Genomic DNA, 20,384 nt, shown 5'->3' with positions numbered 1-20,384 from the left:
CTACCGCACGTTCAAGCCCGAGCGTGACGGCCTGTTCTGCGCGCGCATCTTCGGTCCGATCAAGGATTACGAGTGCCTGTGCGGCAAGTACAAGCGCATGAAGTACAAGGGCATCGTCTGCGAGAAGTGCGGCGTCGAGGTGACCGTGTCCAAGGTCCGCCGCGAGCGGATGGGGCATATCGAGCTCGCCGCGCCCGTGGCCCATATCTGGTTCCTGAAGTCGCTCCCCTCGCGCATCGGCCTGTTGCTCGACATGCAGCTCAAGCAGCTCGAGCGCGTGCTGTATTTCGAGGCGTATATCGTCACGGAGCCGGGGCTGACCCCGCTCGAGAAGTACCAGCTCATGACCGAGGACGAGCTGCTCGAGGCGCAGGACGAATATGGCGAGGACGCCTTCTCGGCCGGCATCGGCGCGGAGGCGGTCCGCAAGATGCTCGAGGACCTGGACCTGGTCGGCGAGCGCACGCAGCTCCTCGAGGAGCTTGCGGTAACGAAGTCCGAGCTCAAGCCCAAGAAGATCATCAAGCGGCTGAAGGTCGTCGAGAGCTTCATCGATTCGGGCAACCGCCCGGAGTGGATGATCCTGGAGGTCGTGCCGGTCATCCCGCCCGAGCTGCGCCCGCTGGTGCCGCTCGACGGCGGCCGGTTCGCGACGTCGGACCTGAACGACCTGTATCGCCGCGTGATCAACCGCAACAATCGCCTGAAGCGGCTGATGGAGCTGCGCGCGCCGGACATCATCGTCCGCAACGAGAAGCGCATGCTCCAGGAGGCGGTCGACGCCCTGTTCGACAACGGCCGCCGAGGCCGGACGATCACGGGCGCCAACAAGCGTCCGCTCAAGTCGCTGTCCGACATGCTCAAGGGCAAGCAGGGCCGCTTCCGCCAGAACCTGCTCGGCAAGCGCGTCGATTATTCGGGGCGGTCGGTCATCGTGACGGGTCCGGAGCTGAAGCTGCACCAGTGCGGCTTGCCGAAGAAGATGGCGCTCGAGCTGTTCAAGCCGTTCATCTATGCGCGCCTCGACGCCAAGGGTCTGTCGATGACCTTGAAGCAGGCGAAGAAGTGGGTCGAGACGGAGCGGAACGAGGTCTGGGACATCCTGGCCGAGGTGATCCGCGAGCATCCGGTGATGCTGAACCGCGCGCCGACGCTCCACCGTCTCGGCATCCAGGCGTTCGAGCCCGTGCTGATCGAGGGCAAGGCGATCCAGCTGCATCCGCTCGTCTGCTCCGCGTTCAACGCCGATTTCGACGGCGACCAGATGGCCGTCCACGTTCCCCTGTCGCTCGAAGCGCAGCTGGAAGCGCGCGTGCTGATGATGTCGACCAACAACATCCTCTCGCCCGCCAACGGCAAGCCGATCATCGTGCCGTCGCAGGATATGGTGCTCGGGCTCTATTATCTGTCGATGATGAAGGAAGGCGAGCCCGGCGAGGGCATGATGATCTCCGACATGTCGGAGGTCCATCAGGCGCTCGAGGCCAAGGCGGTGACGCTGCACACCAAGATCATCAGCCGCGTTCCCCAGACGGACGAGGCGGGCAAGCCCTATATGAAGCGCGTGGAGACGACGCCGGGCCGGATGCTGCTCGGCGAGACGCTGCCGCAATCGTCCAAGGTGCCCTTCGAGACCGTCAACCGCCTCCTCACCAAGAAGGACGTGGGCGACGTGATCGACGAGGTCTATCGCCACACCGGCCAGAAGGAGACGGTGCTGTTCGCCGACGCCATCATGGCGCTGGGGTTCCGCCACGCGTTCAAGGCCGGCATCTCGTTCGGCAAGGACGACATGATCATCCCGGGCGAGAAGATCGCGCTCGTCGACGAGACGCGCGGCCTGGTGAAAGACTTCGAGCAGCAATATCAGGACGGCCTGATCACGCAGCAGGAGAAGTACAACAAGGTGATCGACGCCTGGAGCCGCTGCGGCGACCAGGTGGCGGCCGCGATGATGAACGAGATCAAGGCGGTCAAGAAGCTCCCCAACGGGCGCGAGGCGCCGATCAACTCGATCTACATGATGGCCCATTCCGGCGCGCGTGGTTCGCAGGCGCAGATCAAGCAGCTCGCCGGCATGCGCGGCCTGATGGCCAAGCCGTCGGGTGAGATCATCGAGACGCCGATCATCTCGAACTTCAAGGAAGGCCTGACCGTCCTCGAATATTTCAATTCCACCCACGGCGCCCGCAAGGGTCTCGCGGACACGGCGTTGAAGACCGCCAATTCGGGCTACCTCACCCGCCGTCTCGTCGACGTGTCGCAGGATTGCGTCATCATCGAGGAGGATTGCGGCACCGAGCGCGCGCTGGAGATGAAAGCGATCGTCCAGGGCGGCACGACCATCGCGTCGCTCGGCGAGCGCATCCTGGGCCGCACCACGGCCGAGGACGTGGTCGACGCCAAGACGGGCGCGGTCGCGATCCCGTCGGGCACGCTGCTCGACGAGGCGATGATCACCCGGATCGAGGGGATCGGCATCGTGTCGATGAAGATCCGCTCGCCGCTGGTTTGCGAGTCGAAGATCGGCGTGTGCGGCAAGTGCTACGGGCGCGATCTCGCCCGCGGCACGCCCGTCAACATCGGCGAGGCGGTGGGCGTCATCGCGGCGCAGTCGATCGGCGAGCCGGGCACCCAGCTGACGATGCGGACCTTCCACATCGGCGGCGCGGCGCAGCTCAACGAGCAGTCGAATCTGGAGGCCCATGCCGACGGGACGGCCGTCTACCGCGACCTGCGCGTGATCGTCGACCAGCGGGGGCGCCGCGTGGTGCTGTCGCGGTCGGGCGAGATCGCGATCCTCGATATGGACGGCCGCGAGCTGGCGGTCGACCGCATCCCCTACGGCGCGTACGTGCTGTTCGACGACGGGCACATCGTGTCCAAGGGCGACCGCATGGCCGAATGGGACCCGTTCACCATGCCGCTCATCACCGAGAATCCCGGCATCGTGAAGTTCCAGGACCTGATCGAGGGCAAGACGCTGACCGAGATCACCGACGAAGCGACGGGCATCGCCCAGCGCGTCGTCACCGAATATCGGGCCACGACCAAGTCGAAGGAGGATCTGCGTCCGCGCATCACCCTGCTCGACGACGCGTCGGGCGAGGCGGGCCGCTACATGCTCGCCTCGGGCGCGACGCTCTCGGTCGAGGATGGTGCCCAGGTCCAGGCCGGCGACGTCGTGGCTCGCGTGTCGCGCGAGAGCGCCAAGACGCGCGACATCACCGGCGGTCTGCCGCGGGTGGCGGAGCTGTTCGAGGCGCGCAAGCCCAAGGAGAATGCGATCATCGCCAAGGTCTCGGGCCGGGTCGTGTTCGGCAAGGACTATAAGGCCAAGCGCAAGATCGGCATCCAGCCCGAGGATGGCGGCGACGTCGTGGAATATCTGATCCCGAAGTCGAAGGTCATCGACGTGCAGGAAGGCGACTATGTCAAGCGCGGCGACAATCTGATCGGGGGCAGCCCCGATCCGCACGACATCCTGGAAGTCATGGGCATCGAGCCGCTGGCCGAATATCTCGTGTCGGAGATCCAGGAGGTCTATCGTCTGCAGGGCGTTAAGATCAACGACAAGCACATCGAGACGATCGTCCGACAGATGCTGCAAAAGGTCGAGATCATCGAGTCGGGCGACACCACGCTCCTGGTCGGCGAACAACTCGACCGCGAGGAGATGGAGGCGGTCAACGCCAAGCTCGACGCCAAGCAGTCGCCGGCCCAGGGCAAGCCCATCCTGCTCGGCATCACCAAGGCGTCGCTCCAGACCCGAAGCTTCATCTCGGCGGCGTCCTTCCAGGAGACCACCCGCGTCCTCACCGAGGCGGCGGTCCAGGGCAAGCAGGACAATCTGATGGGCCTGAAGGAGAATGTCATCGTCGGCCGGCTGATCCCGGCGGGCACCGGCGCGGGGATGAACCGGCTGCGTGTGGCGGCATCCAGCCGCGACGCCGCGCTCAGGGTGCAGCAACGCGCGCTGGCGGCGGCCCTGGTCGCCCCGGACTCGGCGGCCGAGCTGCGCGAGGCGGAGAATAGCCGCGACGCGCGCGAGGCAGGCGGAACCGGCGACGATCCGCTCGCCCAGGTCGTGACCTCGGGCACGGGCACCGACGAGGATGCGGGCGAGTATCTCGACCGCGCTCCCGATGCGACCGAGTTCCTCGACCGCGACTGATCGGTTCCAGCGTGAGATGATGAAAACCGCCGTCCGGGGACGCCCGGGCGGCGGTTTTCATTGGGTCAGATCGCGAGCAGGATGATCCCGGCGAACAGCAGGCCGGTCATGAGGCTGGTACGGTCGGTGAGCGCGAACACGACCGGGTCGTCGTGCAATTCCCCTCGAGCCGAGAGCAGGATCACTCGGCTGATCCAGGCTAGCAGGAGCGGACAGGCGCCCCATAGCCAGTCAGGACGGCCGTAGAGCCGCGCCATTTCGGGGCTCGAAAGATAGAAGGCGAAGACCAGGACCGCCGCATAGCCGGCGGCTGCAGCAAGCGCGGTCATCGTCGGCAGATCGATCGTTCGGTAGCCGCGTCCCGCAATGTCGAGCCGGCCTTCATCGCGCGTCATCACCAGTTCCGAACAACGCTTCACGATGGCGAGGCTCAGAAAAATAAAGATGCAGAAGAGCAGCAGCCAAGGCGAACGCTCTGTGTGCGCGGCGACGGTGCCGGCCACGACCCGAACCGTATAAAGGCCGCTTAGCGCGATGACGTCGACCACCATTTCGCGTTTCAGCACGAATGAATAGGCAAGCGTCGCGCCGATATAGCCGACTAGAACGGCCAGGAACTCGGGGAAAGCCGCATTCCCGCACCGACGGCGGCGATCGCCAGAACCGCCGCCATCATGATCCCATGCCAAATGGGTATCATGCCCGACGCGAAGGGCCGCAGGCGCTTTCGGGGGTGCAAGCGATCGGCGCGAAGGTCGAGCAGGTCGTTCAGCACATAGGCCGCGGATGCGGCGAGGCAGAAAGCGACAAAGCCCAGAAAACTGTCGGCTAGCACCGATCCCGTCACCCGGTGCGACGTAATCACCGGCACGAAGATCAGCAGATCCTTGGACCATTGGTGGGGACGCATGGCCCTCACATAATCGCGGAGCCGGCGAGCTTCGGCGGTGTCGATCGTGATCCGACCCTGGTACATCAGCCGGCCATCGTCGGCGACGGAGCAGGAACGAGACGCCGCGCGCGCAATTCCGACACGATGACCAGCGACGCCGCCACCAGTAGAATCGCGGGATTGATAACCACCTGTAGCGACACGCCGTCGATGAACAGATAGTTCTTAGGCGCGAGCATCAGGCAGGACGCGATCAGCGCCGCTCCGCCCGCGCGGGACAAGGGTCGTGGCTCGACTGCCAAGGCTGCGGGAACGAGGACAAAGACGAGCAGGTGATAGTCGGTGATCACGGTCGAGCCGAGCGTATAGGCGGCCAGGACCAGGAACAACATGGACGATGACGCAAGGGGTTTGCACCAATGGAGCCATGCACCGATCCCGATCAGGCCGAATGCGACGGCCGCTGCAAGCAGGTCTAATCCCGGCCGATAGCCGAGCATCAGCTTGAGCGCTCCGTAGAGCGACGAGCCATAAGCCAGTCCGAGATCGCCGATAACGTAGAAGTCATAGTAATTGGAAAGACCTTGGATAAAGGACGACAACGAATAATCGGGGTAGAGCATCGAGGCGCCGAGGAGCGATGCCGCGAACAGGCCCGATCCCGCAACGACCAGCGTCACCGCCGCGCGCCGTGGAAGCGGCTGGAGCGCGATTAGGGGCAGCGCGAAGACAATCGCGTTGGGCCTGATGTTGACCGCCAGCGCCAGCAGGATCGCGGCTGTGGCAGGCGACCGTCCACGGATCGACAACCATAGCGCATGAATGATCAGCAGGGCGGTGACGCCGGCATAGACATTGCCCCGGGTCGCCATCATCAACATCGGGTAGCTGATCGTGCCCAGACCGATCCAGGCGAGCTTGCCGGCTCCGTCGAACCGCGCGGCCAGCCATGCCCAATACGCCCACAACGCCGCGAGCGTCGCTCCGAAGAGGAGCGTGGGATCGATCGCGCGCATCGCCGCTGCGTTCAGGAGGCAATAAAGCGCGGTCAGCGGCGGTACGAATAGATGCGTCAGTCCGCCCGCACGAAGGGCGGCGATCCCGGCAAAGGGGTTGGCGACCTCCCACTGGGCGACACGGTCCCGCATCCATGGCCCCCATGCGACGGGTCCCGGCGCCGGGAAGGAAAGAATAAACTTGAAGAAGTCGTCGTATCGTTCGCTCAGGTCATAAAGGAAGATCGAATAGGGTGGTCCATGGCCGGTATGGGCGGCGACCATGTTGAAGACCAAATTCGACGCGGTTGCGGCCAGCATGACGAGCGCCGCCAGCCGCATTACATTGATCGTGCGGGTTCCCTGCGCGTCGTCCCACATCGAAAAAGCGCCCTGATCGCCCGTGCCCGCCTCCCTATCCCGGCAACAGGGTTAATTTTCGGCTACCATGATCGGGGATTGCGATGGATCGGACCCGAGGCGGCGCCCCTTTGCATAGACCCTACCAAGTCCTAGTCAGGCTTGGTGCGCTGTCACGGGGGAGAACATTATGGACGGCATTGATCGTTCGCCCGACCGGAGCGATGACGCGGACCCCCGCCCGCCCGACATGACCCATGCGGGGCTGTTCCTGCGCTTCCTGCGGTTCGGGGCGCTCGCGTTCGGCGGACCCGTCGCGCAGATCGCCATCATCCGGCGCGACCTGGTGGACGAGGAACGGTGGATCTCCAGCCACCGCTTCAATCGCCTGCTGGCGGTGATGCAGGTGCTGCCGGGACCGGAGGCGCACGAGCTGTGCGTGCATCTGGGAATCCGGGCCAAGGGGCGGCTGGGCGGAGTGCTGGCCGGGCTGGGCTTCATGCTGCCCGGCTTGGTGCTGATGCTTTTACTTGCCTGGGCCTATACCAGCCTGCCGGTCCGCGGGACGGCGATCGATGCGCTTTTTCTGGGCGTCCAGGCGGCGGTAATCGCCGTCATCGTCCGCGCGGTGCACCGGATCGGCGAGCATATCCTCGTCGACCGGCGGCTTTGGCTGATCGCGGCGGCGGCGGTGGGAGCGTCGCTGCTGGGGGTGAGCTTCTGGATCGTCCTGCCCGTATCGGGCGCGAGTTACGCGCTGCTGGCGAGCGGACGCCACCTTGCGGCGGCGGCGCTGATCGCGCTGGCGGGCGCGGCGGCGATTCTGCTCGCGTCGGGGCAGCCGGTCGAAGCCGGTGCGCTGTCCGACACCGCGCCGAGCGTCGCCGCGCTGTTCTGGGCCGGGCTGAAGGGCGGGCTGCTGACGTTCGGCGGCGCCTATACCGCCATTCCCTTCGTCCGCAACGACACGGTCGGGCGCGGCTGGATGACCGACGCGCAATTCCTCGACGGGCTGGGGCTGTCGGGGGTGCTGCCCGCGCCGCTGGTGATCTTCGCGACCTTTGTGGGCTATGTCAGCGGGGGCCTGGCGGGGGCGCTGGCGATCACGGCGGGCATGTTCGGCCCGGCTTTCGCCTTTTCGCTGCTCTTCTACGAGCGGCTGGAGGCGGTGGCCGAGCATGAGAAGCTGCGCGGCTTCCTGGCGGGCGTGGCGGCGGGGGTCGTCGGGCTGATCGCGGTGACGCTGCTCGACCTGGCGCGCACCGCCGCCGCGCGGACGCCGGGCCCGCTGGCCAGCGCGGCGATCTTCACGATCGGTCTCGTTATCCTATACCGGTGGCGAAGCAAGCTCGCGACCCCGCTAGTGCTCGGTATCGGCGCTACGATCGGGGCGGTCGCGCTCGGCTAGCCGCGTTCCTCATTGGCGATCACCCAGTCCACGATCATGTCCGCCGCGGCTTCGGGCGTCATCGCGGTCGTGTCGATCCTCAGATCGGGATCGACGGGAGCTTCATAAGGCGAGTCGATGCCGGTGAAATTGGCCAGCTCGCCCGCCCGCGCCTTGGCGTAGAGGCCTTTCACGTCGCGGCGCTCCGCCTCGGCCAGCGGCGTGTCGACGAAGATCTCGGCGAACTCGCCGGGCGCCATCATCGCGCGCACCATCTCGCGCTCGGCGCGGAAGGGAGAGATGAAGGCGGTGAGCACGATCAGCCCTGCATCGGTCATCAGCCGCGCGACCTCGCCCACGCGCCGGATATTCTCCACCCGGTCGGCGTCGGTGAAGCCCAGGTCGCGGTTGAGCCCGTGGCGCACATTGTCGCCGTCGAGCAGGAAGCCGTGCCGGTTCATCCGCCGCAACCGGACATCGACCAGATTGGCGACCGTCGACTTGCCCGCTCCCGACAGCCCGGTGAACCACAACACTATCGGCCGCTGGTTCTTGAGCGCGGCGCGGCTTTCGCGGGGCACGTCGATCGCCTGGGGGTGGATGTTCCCGGCGCGGCGCAGCGCGAAGTGGAGCACGCCCGCCGCCACCGTGTCGTTCGTCTCCTTGTCGACCAGAATGAACCCGCCCAGCTCGCGGCTGTCGGCATAGGGTTCGAACACGATCGGGCGGTCGGTCGACACGGTGGCGACGCCGATCCCGTTCAGCTCCAGCGTGCGCGCCGCCAGCCGGTCGAGCGTATCGACATCGACGCGGTATTTGGGCGGCTGAACCTGCGCCGTGACCGTCTGCGTCGCGAGCTTCAGCCAGTATCCGCGCCCCGGCAGCAGGGCCGTGTCGCTCATCCACACCAGGGTCGCCTCGAACTGGTCGGCGACCTGGGGCGGATCGCCCGCGGCGGCGATCACGTCGCCGCGCGAGCAATCGACCTCGTCGGCGAAGGTCAGCGTCACCGACCGCCCGGCCTCGCCCGCGTCCAGATCACCGTCAAAGGCGACCACGCGCGCGATACTCGTGGTTCGTCCCGACGGCAGCACCCGCACCGCGTCCCCCGGCCGCACCGTCCCGCTCGCGACCGTCCCCGCGAAGCCGCGGAAATCCAGGTCGGGGCGGTTGACCCATTGCACCGGCATCCGGAACGCGCGCTCGGCTTCGGCCTCGACCGACACCGTCTCCAGATGATCGAGCAGCGTCGGACCTGCGTACCAGGGCATGGCAGGCGAGGCGGCGATGACATTGTCGCCGCGAAAGCCCGAGATCGGGATCGCGACCGTTTCCTCCGCCCCGATCTCGCGCGCAAAGGCGGCGTAGTCGGCGACGATCGCGTCGAAGCGCGCCCGGTCGTAACCGACCAGGTCCATCTTGTTGACCGCCAGCACAAAACGGCGGACGCCGAGCAGGTTGACCAGATAGCCGTGCCGCCGCGTCTGGGTCAGCACGCCTTTGCGCGCATCGACCAGGATCACCGCCAGATCGGCGGTCGACGCGCCGGTGACCATGTTGCGCGTATATTGCTCGTGCCCAGGCGTGTCGGCGACGATGAACTTGCGTTTCTCCGTCGAGAAATAGCGATAAGCGACGTCGATCGTGATTCCCTGCTCGCGCTCGGCCGCAAGCCCGTCGACGAGCAGGGCGAAATCGATCTCCGCGCCCTGCGTTCCCACCCGCGCCGAATCCGCGCGCAGCGCCGCGAGCTGGTCGTCGAAGATGGTGCGCGTGTCGTGGAGCAGCCGCCCGATCAGCGTCGACTTGCCGTCGTCCACCGACCCGCAGGTGATAAAGCGCAGCAGCGACTTGTTCTCGTGCCCGCGCAGATAGGCGTCGATGTCCGCGCCGATCAGCGCGTCGGGGCGGTAGCCGGTCAGAAATAGCCCTCCTGCTTCTTGCGCTCCATGCTGGCCGCGCCGTCATGGTCGATCGCGCGGCCCTGGCGCTCGGAGGTGGTGGTGAGCAGCATCTCCTGGATCACCGCGTCGAGCGTCGCGGCGTTGCTCTCGACCGCCCCCGTCAGCGGATAGCAGCCGAGCGTGCGGAACCGGATCGAGCGCTCGACGACCCGCTCCTCCGGGCGCAGCGGAAAGCGATCGTCGTCGACCATCAGCAGCATTCCGTCGCGCTCCACGGTCGGGCGCGGCGCGGCGAGGTAGAGCGGCACGATCTCCAGCGCCTCGCGCCGGATATATTGCCAGATGTCGAGCTCGGTCCAGTTGGACAGGGGAAAGACCCGCATCGATTCGCCCGCGCGGGTCCGGGCATTGTACAGGCGCCACAATTCGGGACGCTGGCGTTTGGGGTCCCAGCGATGGCTGGCGGAGCGGAAGGAGAAGACGCGTTCCTTGGCGCGACTCTTCTCCTCGTCGCGGCGCGCGCCGCCGAACGCAGCGTCGTAACCGCCGGCGTCCAGCGCCTGACGGAGCCCTTCGGTCTTCCACAGATCGGTGTGGAGGCTGCCGTGATCGAAGGGGTTGATGCCGCGCGCCAGCGCGTCGGGATTGCGGTGGACGATCAACTCCATCCCCGCCTCGGCGGCGGCGCGGTCGCGCAGCGCGTACATGTCGCGAAACTTCCAGGTCGTGTCGACATGGAGCAGCGGAAAAGGCGGCGGCGCGGGAAAGAAGGCCTTGCGCGCGAGCTGGAGCATCACCGCCGAATCCTTGCCCATCGAATACAGCATCACCGGCCGCGCGGCCTCCGCCACGACCTCGCGCATGATGTGGATGCTCTCGGCCTCCAGCCGGTCGAGATGGGTCAGGTCCGCCATGTCCCGCTATCTAGGGCGCGCGATCCCGGCCCGCACGACGCTTTCGCCTCCACCCCGGCATAGCCCAGCTTGGCGGCGCGGGTCAGCCCGCCGGCCGTGCCAGCGCGCCGGCGACCATCGCCTGAAGATCGCCGACGCGGAAGGGCTTGCGCAGCACCGGCACGTCGGGCCCGGCGGCGTCCTCGATCGCGGCGGTGTCGGAATAGCCGCTCACGAACAGCACGGGCAATTCGGGGCATCGCACCCGCGCCGCGCGCGCCACCTCCGCGCCGTTCATGCCGGGCATGGCGAAGTCGACCAGCAGCAGGTCGGGGCATTGCGCGTCGATCATTTCCAGCCCGATGGGCCCGTCCTCCGCCTCGACCACCAGATAGCCGAGCGCGTCGAGCGCATCGACCAGCACGCGCCGCACATCGGGATCGTCGTCGACCACCAGCACCGTCGCGACGGTCCCTTGCGCTTCCCCGGCCATCGCCGCCTCGTCCGTATCGACCCGCACGGGGGCGTCGGTCCGGGGCAGCAGGATGCGCACCGTCGTCCCCTCGCCCACCCGGCTGTCGATCCGCACCGCGCCGCCGGTCTGGCGCGCGACGCCATAGACCTGGCTCAGCCCCAGCCCCGTGCCCTTGCCCACGCCCTTGGTGGTGAAGAAAGGATCGAAGGCGCGCGCCAGCGTCTCGGCGTCCATTCCGGCGCCCGTATCCGCTACCGCCAACTCCACATAGTCGCCGCTCGCCAGTTCGGGATCGTCCTCCACCCGGCGCAGCGCGGTCGCGACGGTCAGCGCCCCCGCGTCCGTTCCCGCGCCCGTCATCGCGTCGCGCGCGTTGATCGCCAGGTTGAGCACCGCCATCTCCACTTGCGTCGCGTCCGACAGCACCGCCGCGTCGCCCGCCTCCAGGTCGAAGCGCAGGTCGATCATCGGCCCCAACGTCCGCGCCAGCAGGTCGCGCATCCCGCCGACCAGCCCGGCGACGCTCAGCGGCTTGAGCTCGATCCGCTGCGCGCGGGAAAAGGCCAGGAGCTGGCCGGTCAGCTTGGCCCCGCGCTCGGCGGCCTGCAGCCCCGCCTCGGCATAGCGCTTCACCCGGTCGAGGTCGTCGGGCCGGCGCCGGATCAGGTCGAGGCTGCCGACCACGGCGCCGAGCAGATTGTTGAAGTCGTGCGCGATCCCGCCCGTCAGCTGTCCCACAGCCTCCATCTTCTGCGCCTGGCGCAGCGCGTCCTCGGCCTGGGCGAGCCGCTCCCGCTGACGCATCCGTTCGGTCACGTCATAGGCGATGAGATAGGCCGCCCAGACTTCGCCGTCGTCGCGGCGCAGCGAGCGGAAGCGCATATCGTACCAGCGGCGCTCCACGCCGGGATCGCCCCATTCCGATTCGATCGCGAACTCCTCGCCCGCCAGCGTCCGCCGCCATACGGCTTCCGCCCGCTCGCGCTCATCGGCGTCGGGCAGCAGATCGAGCAGGCGGTCGCCGACCCTAGGCTCCGCGCCGTACACCCGTCGATAGGCCGCCACCGCCGCCGCGTTGATCGCCAGGAACCGGAGATCCCCGCTCAGCACCTGGATCTCGGCGTCGGTGCGCTCGACGATCTCGGCCAGGACGCGGCGCTCGGCGAGTTCCTGGGCGACCCGCGCCTCGAGCTCGGCGTTCAGGCGGCGCAGTTCGTCCTCCGCCCGGCGTTCGGCGTCGATGTCGAGCGAGGCGACGACCGCGCCGACGATGCGCCCGTCCGCATCATGCTTGGCCGCGGCGATGAACCTGATCCAGGCCAGCCGCCCGTCGCCGCGCTGGTAAAGCACCTCCAGCGACGGCCGCTCCTCCCCCGCCAACGCGCGCGCCAGCGGATATTCAGGCCCTTCCACCCGTCGCCCGTCGGGGTGATAGCCGATCCAGTCGCGATAGGAGTCGATATCGGGCGAGGGCAGCACGGGGTGGCCGGTGATCCGCTCGACCTGCGTGTTGCCCCCGGTGATCCGACCATCGGCGTCCGCGAAGACGAGCCCGACCGGCGCCGCCTCGACCACCGCGCGCAACCGCTCTTCGCTCAGCCTGAGCGCCGCCTCCGCCTCGCCCCGCGCGGTGTCGTCGCGCAGGGTCAGCACCGCGCCGATCTGCACGCCGTCCGCGTCGTGCACGGGTTGCGCCGATCCGATCGCGAGCACCTCGCTGCCGTCCGCCCGGCGGATGCGCCAGCGCGCGTCGGTCACCGTCTCGCCATGGATCACCGCGCGGGCGAGCGGCAGCTCGCGCGGCGGATGCGGTCCACCGTCCTCGGCCAGAAGAACATAATTGCGTGCATCTTCCGTGGGCACGACACCGACGGTCGAGGTGCCGTGGAGCCGTTCGGCCGCGGCGTTGACGAAGGTGACCCGCCCTTGCGCATCGGTCATGATCACACCCTCGGCGAGCTGGCCAAGCATCGCCGCCCGCTCCGCCGCCTGGGCGTTCGCCTCCTCCGTTGCGGACCGCAGCGCGTCCTCGGCCGCCTTGCGCCGCGACACGTCCACCACCAGCGCGTGGAAACCTTCCACCATTCCGTCGCCGGCGCGGCGCGGCACGAAGCTGATCTCCACGTCGCGCGTCCGCCCGTCGGCATAGCCGAGCCGGGACGAGAATTCCACGAGCTCCCCCGCCAGCGCCTGATCCATCCGGTCCTTGACCGCCGCATAGGAGACGTCGCCGATCACCTCGCGCACGGTGCGCCCGACCAGTTCCTCGGGCGGGGTCAGCAACCAGTCCTGATAGGTGCGGTTGACGAAGCGGTAGCGTTCGTCGCGGTCGATATAGGACAGGAGCACCGGCATGGCGTCGCTGACCATCCGCAGCTCGGCCTCGCTCTCGCGCGATCTACGCTCCGCCTCGACCCGCTCGGTGGTCTCGGTGACGATCGCGAGGACGCCCGCCGGCTCGCCCGCCTCGCCGAGCACCGGGGAGTAATCCAGGTCCATCCACACGCGCTCGGCCGTGCCGCTGCGATAAAGCGTCAGCTCCTGCCCCCGATAGGCCAGGGTGCCCCCGGCGAGCCCGACGCGCATCACATGGTCGTTGAAGTCGGCGACCTCCGCCCAGCCCTCGCGCACCTTGGAGCCCAGCAGCGCGGGATGGCGCCCACCCGCGAACACCGAATAGGCGTCGTTGTAGAGCATCACGCCGTCCGCGCCCCACAGCATCACCATCGCCACCCGCGATCGCAGCAGGATCGCGGTCGCGGTGCGCAGCGACTGCGGCCAGTCCCCGATCGGCCCCAGCGGAGTCGCGGCCCAGTCCCGCGCGGCGATCAACGCCCCGCACGCGCCCCCGCCGTTCAGGAATGCCGGACCTGTCGGGGTTGCGGCGTCCACCAAGTTCGTCCTTCCCCCCTCGCCCCGGCGGCGCCCGGCCGTTCGCGCGCCGGTTTAGGCGTTCCGCCACCGTCGTAAAGAGCCCCGCCGAAATGGCGTTGCGACCCGCCGCGCCCGGGCCCATGCTTTGGGCGAACAACGAAAGGGATCGCGGTGGAAAAGATGCGGGTCACGAACGGCGAAATCGAGCTGAACGTCATCGTCGACGGGCCCGCCGACGGCTCCCACCCGCCCATATTGTGCGTCCATGGCTGGCCCGAGCTCAGCCATAGCTGGCGCAACCAGATCGCCCATTTCGCGGGCGCGGGGCACCGGATCGCCGCGATGGACGTGCGCGGCTATGGCGAGAGCAGCAAGCCCCACCCGGTCGAGGCGTACACCATGGCCGAGCTCTGCGCCGACGTCGCCGCCGTGATCGACGCCTTTGGCGGCCGCGCGATCCTGTTCGGGCATGACTGGGGCGCCCCGATCGTCTGGAACACCGCCGTCCGCCATCCCGATCACGTCCTCGCCGTCGCAGGGCTAAGCGTTCCGTACACCCCGCTGAACGACCGTTTCTTCCTCGACGTGATCGATCAGGTCTACCCCGACAAATTCTTCTACCAGCTCTATTTCCAGCAGGAAGGCGTCGCCGAGGCCGAGTTCGCCGCCGACCCCGACACGCTGCTCAAAATCTATTGGGGCATCTCCGGCGAGGGCGTCGCCGAGGCGTTCGCGGAGCCCAAGGGCCGCGACGCGCAGTTCCTGACGGGCATGCCCAAGCCCGGCCGCCTCCCCGACTGGCTGAGCGCGGAGGACCTGGCCCTGTACAACGCGGCATTCGCCAAGGGCGGCTGGCGCGGCCCCCTCAACCGCTACCGCGCTCAGCGGCTCGACTGGGAACAGCGCGCCGCGGTCCAGGGCAGGCACGTCACCCAGCCCGCCTGCTTCATCGCGGGTACGCTCGACCCCGTCCGCCGTTTCATGCCCGGCTATGACGTGTATGCGAACGCCGACACCTATTGCGACGACTTCCGCGGCACCACGCTGATCGAGGGCGCGGGCCACTGGGTGCAGCAGGAAGCCCCGGGCGCGGTCAACGCGGCGCTGGCGGCGTTCGTGCGGGGGGTGTGAGGGCCCTCTTCACCGCGCCCACTTGCCCGGACGAGTGACGAGGCCGCGTCCGCGCCCCGCGCGGTCGCGAGTCCTCGTCACTCCCATTCGATCGTGCCCGGCGGCTTGGAGGTGTAGTCATACACCACCCGGTTCACGCCGCGTACCTCGTTGACGATGCGGGTCGACACGCGGGGCAGGAAGTGGCCGGGGAAGTCGAACGCTTCGGCGGTCATGCCGTCGGTCGAGGTCACCGCGCGCAACGCCAGCACCGATTCATAGGTGCGGGCGTCGCCCATCACGCCCACGGTGCGGACGGGAAGGAGCACCGCGAAGGCCTGCCAGATCGCGTCGTACAGCCCGGCCGCGCGGATCTCCTCCAGATAGATGGCGTCTGCACGGCGCAGGATGTCGCAGCGCTCGCGCGTGACCTCGCCGGGGATGCGGATCGCCAGGCCGGGGCCGGGGAAAGGATGCCGGCCCACGAACGCGTCGGGCAGCCCCAGTTCGCGCCCCAGCTCGCGCACCTCGTCCTTGAACAGCTCGCGCAGGGGTTCGACCAGCGCCATGTTCATGCGCTCGGGCAGGCCGCCGACATTGTGGTGGCTCTTGATCGTCACCGACGGCCCGCCGGTAAAGGACACGCTCTCGATCACGTCGGGGTAGAGCGTTCCCTGGGCCAAGAACCCCGCCCCGCCGATCTTCTTCGCCTCCGCCTCGAACACGTCGATGAAGGTGCGGCCGATGAACTTGCGCTTGAGTTCCGGGTCGCCGATCCCGGCCAGGCCGTTCATGAACAGGGTCACCGCGTCGACATGGACGAGCGGGATGTTGTAATGGCCCCGGAACAGCGACACGACCTGCTCCGCCTCGCCGCTCCTGAGCAGGCCGTGGTCGACGAAGACGCAGGTGAGCTGCTCGCCGATCGCCTCGTGGATCAGCACCGCGGCCACCGCCGAATCGACGCCGCCCGAGAGCCCGCAGATGACCCGGCCCGACCCGACCTGGGCGCGGATGTCGGCGATCTTCGCCGCGCGGAACTCCGCCATCGTCCAATCCCCGGCCAGCCCGCAGACATGGCGCGCGAAATTGGCGATCAGCTTGGCGCCGTCGGGCGTGTGGACGACTTCGGGGTGGAATTGCATCGCGTAGATGCGGCGCGCATCGTCGGCGATGACCGCATAAGGAGCGCCAGCGCTCGCCGCGACCGATCGGAAGCCCGGCGCGAGCGCGGCGACATGGTCCCCGTGGCTCATCCACACCCGGTGGCGCTCGCCTTCCCTCCACAGCGCGTCGAACAATTGGCAGCGATCGGCGATGTCGATGAAGGACGACCCGAACTCGCCCGCCATGCCGCGCTCGACGCTGCCGCCCAGCTGCGCGGTCAGCGCCTGCTGGCCGTAGCAGATGCCCAGCATCGGCCGCCCGGAATGGAGGATCGCGTCGGGAATGCGCGGGGAATCGGGATCGACCACCGACGCCGGCCCGCCGGACAGGATCACGCCCGCCGGGTTCATCCGCGCGAACGCCTCGGCGGCGGACTGGAAGGGCGCGATCTCGCTATACACCCCCGCCTCGCGCACGCGCCTGGCGATGAGCTGCGTCACCTGGCTGCCGAAGTCGACGATGAGGATGGTGTCGGGCTGGTTCATGGCGCGGGCGTGTAGCCGTGGCGCGCGCGTACGGAAAGGGCCGCGCCCCTTGCGAGACGCGGCCCTTCACGGTCGGATGAAGTCGATCACGCCGCTTCGCTGTAATCCTCGTCGGTCATCACCGGGCCGGAGTCCTGCCCCTTGGCGGACACGTCGCGGTCGACGAACTCGATGATCGCGATCGGCGAGGCGTCCGACAGGCGGATGCCGGCCTTGATCACGCGGGTATAGCCGCCGTTGCGCGCGGCGTAGCGGGGGCCCAGCACCTCGAACAGCTTAACCAGCTGCGCGTCGTCGAGCAGCCGCGCATGGGCGAGGCGCCGGTTCGACAGACCGCCACGCTTGGCTAGCGTGATCAGCTTCTCGACATAAGGGCGCAGTTCCTTGGCCTTGGCGACCGTGGTGGTGATCTGCTCGTGCTTGATGAGCGCCGCCGCCATGTTACGGAACAGGGCCAGACGATGGGCGGAGGTACGCTGCAGCTTACGGCCGCCGACGCGATGGCGCATGATATCAGTCCTTCGGTTCGTCCAGGGGCCGTGTCAGGCACCCCCGGCCGGGCGGAGGAGCCGCCCGAAGCGGGCCTAACAGCCGATCACCCGCGACAAGTCAAGCCGGTGCCCGCCGCTCAGTCCTCCGTCACGCTGATGGACAGGCGCCGGCCCGGCGGCGTCGCGTCGACCGTGTCGAGTTTCGCCAGCAGGTCATCGAACGCGTCGTCATGTTTTACCGGAAAATGCCGCGAGAATCCGCGTCCGAGGACGTCAAGGTCGCCACGGGTCAGAAACCCGACCGCGACGATCCGGTTGTCGGCCCGATCAGTAGCCATGTCGCTTCTCCCATATCGGCGTCTCCAACCAGCAAGGAGCCGAATGGTCGCAATCGTTACGGGGCAGCGTCGAAACAAAGCGGAGTGGGTTCCAAAGGTCGCGGCATGATCTATGGCAGTGGCAGACGTTATCGCTCCGCCCTGTCCCCATCGAGGACGGTCCGGCCGACCGGGGAGAAGAGCTTGACCGATCAACGCCCGCTTGCCGCCGTCGTCAGCTCGCTGTCGGCGGTGACGCTGGCGTCGGTGCTCGACCAGAGCGTGGACTGCGTCAAATTGGTCGGGCTCGACGGCACGATCCAGTACATGAACGGCAACGGCCTGTGCGCGATGGAGGTCGACGACCTGTGCGCGATCCAGGGCCAAAGCTGGGCCGATCTGTGGCCCGACGAGGCGCGGGGCGCGATCCTCGCCTCCTATGAAAAGGCCAGCGCCGGCGAGGCCGTTCGCTTTCGCGCCTTCTGCCCGACGGCGCGGGGCACCCCGAAATGGTGGGACGTGACCGTGTCGCCCGTGTCGAACGCGGGCGGCGTCCATGCCGGTTTCCTGTCGATCTCGCGCGACGTGACGGAGAACCAGGCGACGAGCGAGGCGCTGACGATCGCCGCGGCCGAGATGAAGCACCGGCTGAAGAACACCTATACGATGATCGGCGGGCTGCTTCACGGCTATGCGCGCGGCGATGCCGCCTTGGAGGCGTTCGCGGGAGAGATGGCGGGGCGACTGGCGGCGCTGAGCACCGCGCAATCCTTGTTCGTGTCGGACCAGGCGCCGTGCGAGGTGACGAGCCTGATCCCGGCGCTCGTGGCTCCCTTCGACAGCCCCGCCTGCCCCGTCGTCATCGACGCGCTGCCCGCGACGGCGGTCGAGCAGGGACAGGCGGACGCGATCGCGCTGGTGATCGGCGAACTGGCGGTCAATTCGGCCAAGCATGGCGCGCTGGCCCGGGGCGGCTCGGTGCATGTCGGCTCGGCGGTCGAGGCGGACCGCCTGTCGATCCGCTGGACCGAACGCATGAACGGCCGCATCCTCAACCGCGAACGCGAGGGCGGCCAGGGCCTCAGGCTGATGGAGCGGATCGTCCGCGCGCGGCGCGGCAGCTTCGCGATCGACTGGCGCGACGACGGGCTGGCGGTCGAACTCGTCTTCGCGCTGGCGTGAGGCGGCCGACCCGTTACGACGATGCGGGCGATGGGAGACGGATGATGCGGACATGGGCTCTGTTGGCGGGGATCGCGGCGGCGCAATCGGTGGCGGCGCAGATGGCGACCCCCTCCCCCGTCCAGCGCGAGGCGATCCGGGAGGATGTCCGCATCCTGTCGAGCGACGCGTTCCTGGGCCGCGGGCCGGGCGAGCGCGGGGAGACGGCGACGCTGGCGCATCTGCGCGCGCAGTTCGAGGCGGCGGGGCTTCAGCCGGGCGGCGCGAACGGGTCCTGGTTCCAGGAGGTGCCGCTGATCCGGCTGGACAAGGGCGCCTTGTCGTTCGACCTGCGGGTCGGCGGCGTCGCGCTGCCGCTGGAACGCGCGCGCGACTGGAGCATCGGGGCGTCGCACGAGGGACGCGCCGCCGTCGCGAACGCGCCGCTCCTGTTCCTGGGGTTCGGCGTCCACGCGCCCGAACTGGGCTGGGACGATTACACGGGCGCCGACGTGCGCGGCAAGGTGGTGGTGATCCTGCCCAACGATCCCGATTTCGCCCGCGACACGGGGCCGTTCGGCGGGCGGGCGCGGAGCAAATACGCGGGCGGCAAGGCCAAGGCCGCGTTCGACCGGGGCGCGGTCGGCGTGCTGACGGTGCACCGCACCGCGCTGACGAGCTGGCCCTGGCAGCAGATCGCCAATAGCGACCCGAACGCGACCTTCCGACCGGCGAGCGCGCCCGCCCCGACCGGCCCCGCACGGCTGACCGGATACATCACCGGGGAGCTGGCGGCGACGCTGTTCGCGCGCGGCGGGCTCGATTTCGAGGCGCTGGTCGCGCGCGCGCAGGAGCCGGGCTTCCGCGCGGTGGCGATCCCGAACGCGACGCTGAGCGCCGGGGCGACGGTGACCGCGACGCCCACCGTCACCCGCAACATCCTCGCCAGGCTAGAGGGAACGACCCGCGCCGCCGAGACGGTGTTGTTCGGGGCGCATTGGGACGCGTACGGCGTCGGGCCGGCGGATTCCACCGGTGACACGATCCGCAACGGCGCGGTCGACAATGCGGTAGGCACGGCGACGTTGCTGGAGGTCGCGCGCGCCTTTGCGCGAGGCCCGCGGACGCAGCGCTCGCTGCTGTTCATCGGCTATACGTCCGAGGAAGACGGGCTGCTCGGCGCCTATCACTATGCCGCCAATCCGGTCCGGCCGCTGGCGACGACGGCGGCGGTGTTCAACCTCGACCCGCATCTGGCGCTGTCCCTGACCCGCAGCGTCGAGCTGATCGGCGCGGGCAAGGTCGACCTGGAGGACGATCTCGCGCGGCTGGCGGGTGCCCAGGGCCGCCGGATCGAGCCGGAGGTTTCGCCCGAGGCGGGCTGGTATCAGCGGTCCGACCATTTCGCCTTCGCCGCCGCCGGGGTGCCGAGCCTGTATTTCCGCGCGGGACGCGACCTGGCGAGCGGCGGACGGGCCGACGCCGCCGTCGAGCAGTATAATTCGCAATGCTATCACCAGCGCTGTGACGAGTTCCGGGAGGAATGGGACATGGCGGCCGCCGCGCAGGACGGGGCGCTCGTCCTGGCACTCGGGCGCGAGATCGCCGATGGCGGGCGGTGGCCGCAATGGCGCTCGGGAGTCGAATATCGCGCGGTGCGCGCGAAGACCGACGACGCCCGGCGATGACGGTTGCGCCG

At 68.4% G+C, this 20,384-nt stretch carries 14 protein-coding genes; 5 read left to right on the top strand and 9 right to left on the bottom strand.

The annotated features are described in order from the left end of the window. Positions 1-4,174: DNA-directed RNA polymerase subunit beta' (gene rpoC, locus VF592_RS04190; RefSeq protein ID WP_331004355.1), on the top strand; the 4,174-nt coding region annotated here is incomplete at its 5' end. 65 nt (positions 4,175-4,239) lie between these two features. On the opposite strand, the gene VF592_RS04185 is transcribed toward rpoC, so the two are convergent. From VF592_RS04185 to VF592_RS04175, 3 genes are read right to left on the bottom strand one after another with little or no spacing between them, the layout of a single operon-like run. Next, complete coding sequence (locus tag VF592_RS04185) at positions 4,240-4,740, bottom strand: hypothetical protein (RefSeq protein ID WP_331004354.1); 501 nt, start codon at positions 4,738-4,740, stop codon at positions 4,240-4,242. 35 nt (positions 4,741-4,775) lie between these two features. Further along, complete coding sequence (locus VF592_RS04180) at positions 4,776-5,150, bottom strand: UbiA family prenyltransferase (RefSeq protein WP_331004353.1); 375 nt, start codon at positions 5,148-5,150, stop codon at positions 4,776-4,778. Continuing rightward, on the bottom strand, positions 5,150-6,403 hold the full coding sequence (locus tag VF592_RS04175) for a hypothetical protein (protein ID WP_331004352.1): 1,254 nt from the start codon (positions 6,401-6,403) through the stop codon (positions 5,150-5,152). The genes VF592_RS04180 and VF592_RS04175 overlap by 1 nt, the downstream gene beginning before the upstream one ends. Before the next feature lie 208 nt (positions 6,404-6,611). Between VF592_RS04175 and chrA the strand changes: the two genes are divergently transcribed. Next, on the top strand, positions 6,612-7,829 hold the full coding sequence (gene chrA / locus VF592_RS04170; protein WP_331004351.1) for a chromate efflux transporter: 1,218 nt from the start codon (positions 6,612-6,614) through the stop codon (positions 7,827-7,829). On the opposite strand, the gene cysN is transcribed toward chrA, so the two are convergent. The 3 genes from cysN to VF592_RS04155 all read right to left on the bottom strand — a co-directional run bounded on the left by cysN (position 7,826) and on the right by VF592_RS04155 (position 13,972). Beyond that, the gene (gene cysN, locus VF592_RS04165) at positions 7,826-9,730 is read right to left on the bottom strand and encodes a sulfate adenylyltransferase subunit CysN (RefSeq protein WP_331004356.1); all 1,905 of its coding nucleotides are present in this window, start codon (positions 9,728-9,730) and stop codon (positions 7,826-7,828) included. The two genes, chrA and cysN, sit on opposite strands and share 4 nt — an antisense overlap. Next, positions 9,727-10,626, bottom strand: a complete 900-nt coding sequence (gene cysD / locus VF592_RS04160) for a sulfate adenylyltransferase subunit CysD (RefSeq protein WP_331004350.1) — start codon at positions 10,624-10,626, stop codon at positions 9,727-9,729. The genes cysN and cysD overlap by 4 nt, the downstream gene beginning before the upstream one ends. An 82-nt stretch (positions 10,627-10,708) precedes the next feature. Further along, positions 10,709-13,972, bottom strand: coding sequence for a PAS domain-containing protein (locus tag VF592_RS04155; RefSeq protein ID WP_331004349.1), 3,264 nt, complete (start codon positions 13,970-13,972; stop codon positions 10,709-10,711). Between the two features lie 162 nt (positions 13,973-14,134). Between VF592_RS04155 and VF592_RS04150 the strand changes: the two genes are divergently transcribed. Beyond that, positions 14,135-15,085: an alpha/beta hydrolase gene (locus tag VF592_RS04150; protein WP_331004348.1), complete on the top strand. Its 951-nt coding sequence runs from the start codon at positions 14,135-14,137 to the stop codon at positions 15,083-15,085. 77 nt (positions 15,086-15,162) lie between these two features. Here VF592_RS04150 and guaA read toward each other — a convergent pair whose 3' ends face one another. From guaA to VF592_RS04135, 3 genes are all read right to left on the bottom strand, one after another. Further along, positions 15,163-16,716, bottom strand: coding sequence for a glutamine-hydrolyzing GMP synthase (guaA, locus tag VF592_RS04145; protein WP_331004347.1), 1,554 nt, complete (start codon positions 16,714-16,716; stop codon positions 15,163-15,165). Positions 16,717-16,802: 86 nt separating this feature from the next. Then, positions 16,803-17,225 carry a 50S ribosomal protein L17 gene (gene rplQ, locus VF592_RS04140; protein WP_331004346.1) on the bottom strand — a complete coding sequence of 141 codons (423 nt, stop codon included), beginning with the start codon at positions 17,223-17,225 and terminating at the stop codon, positions 16,803-16,805. A 119-nt stretch (positions 17,226-17,344) separates the two neighbouring features. After that, on the bottom strand, positions 17,345-17,545 hold the full coding sequence (locus tag VF592_RS04135; RefSeq protein ID WP_331004345.1) for a hypothetical protein: 201 nt from the start codon (positions 17,543-17,545) through the stop codon (positions 17,345-17,347). Positions 17,546-17,728: 183 nt separating this feature from the next. On the opposite strand from VF592_RS04135, the gene VF592_RS04130 reads away from it, so the two are divergent. After that, a complete protein-coding gene (locus VF592_RS04130; protein WP_331004344.1) occupies positions 17,729-18,706 on the top strand; it encodes a PAS domain-containing protein in 978 nt (325 codons plus the stop codon). A 44-nt stretch (positions 18,707-18,750) separates the two neighbouring features. Then, positions 18,751-20,373 carry a M28 family peptidase gene (locus VF592_RS04125; protein WP_331004343.1) on the top strand — a complete coding sequence of 541 codons (1,623 nt, stop codon included), beginning with the start codon at positions 18,751-18,753 and terminating at the stop codon, positions 20,371-20,373. The last annotated feature ends 11 nt before the right edge of the window (positions 20,374-20,384 follow it).

Origin of the sequence: Sphingomonas sp. (assembly GCF_036388435.1) — a bacterium.
In the GTDB taxonomy this organism is placed as follows: Bacteria; Pseudomonadota; Alphaproteobacteria; order Sphingomonadales; family Sphingomonadaceae; genus Sphingomonas.
Note: the sequence above shows the minus strand (reverse complement) of the source record. Positions and strands in the feature narration are given on the sequence as shown.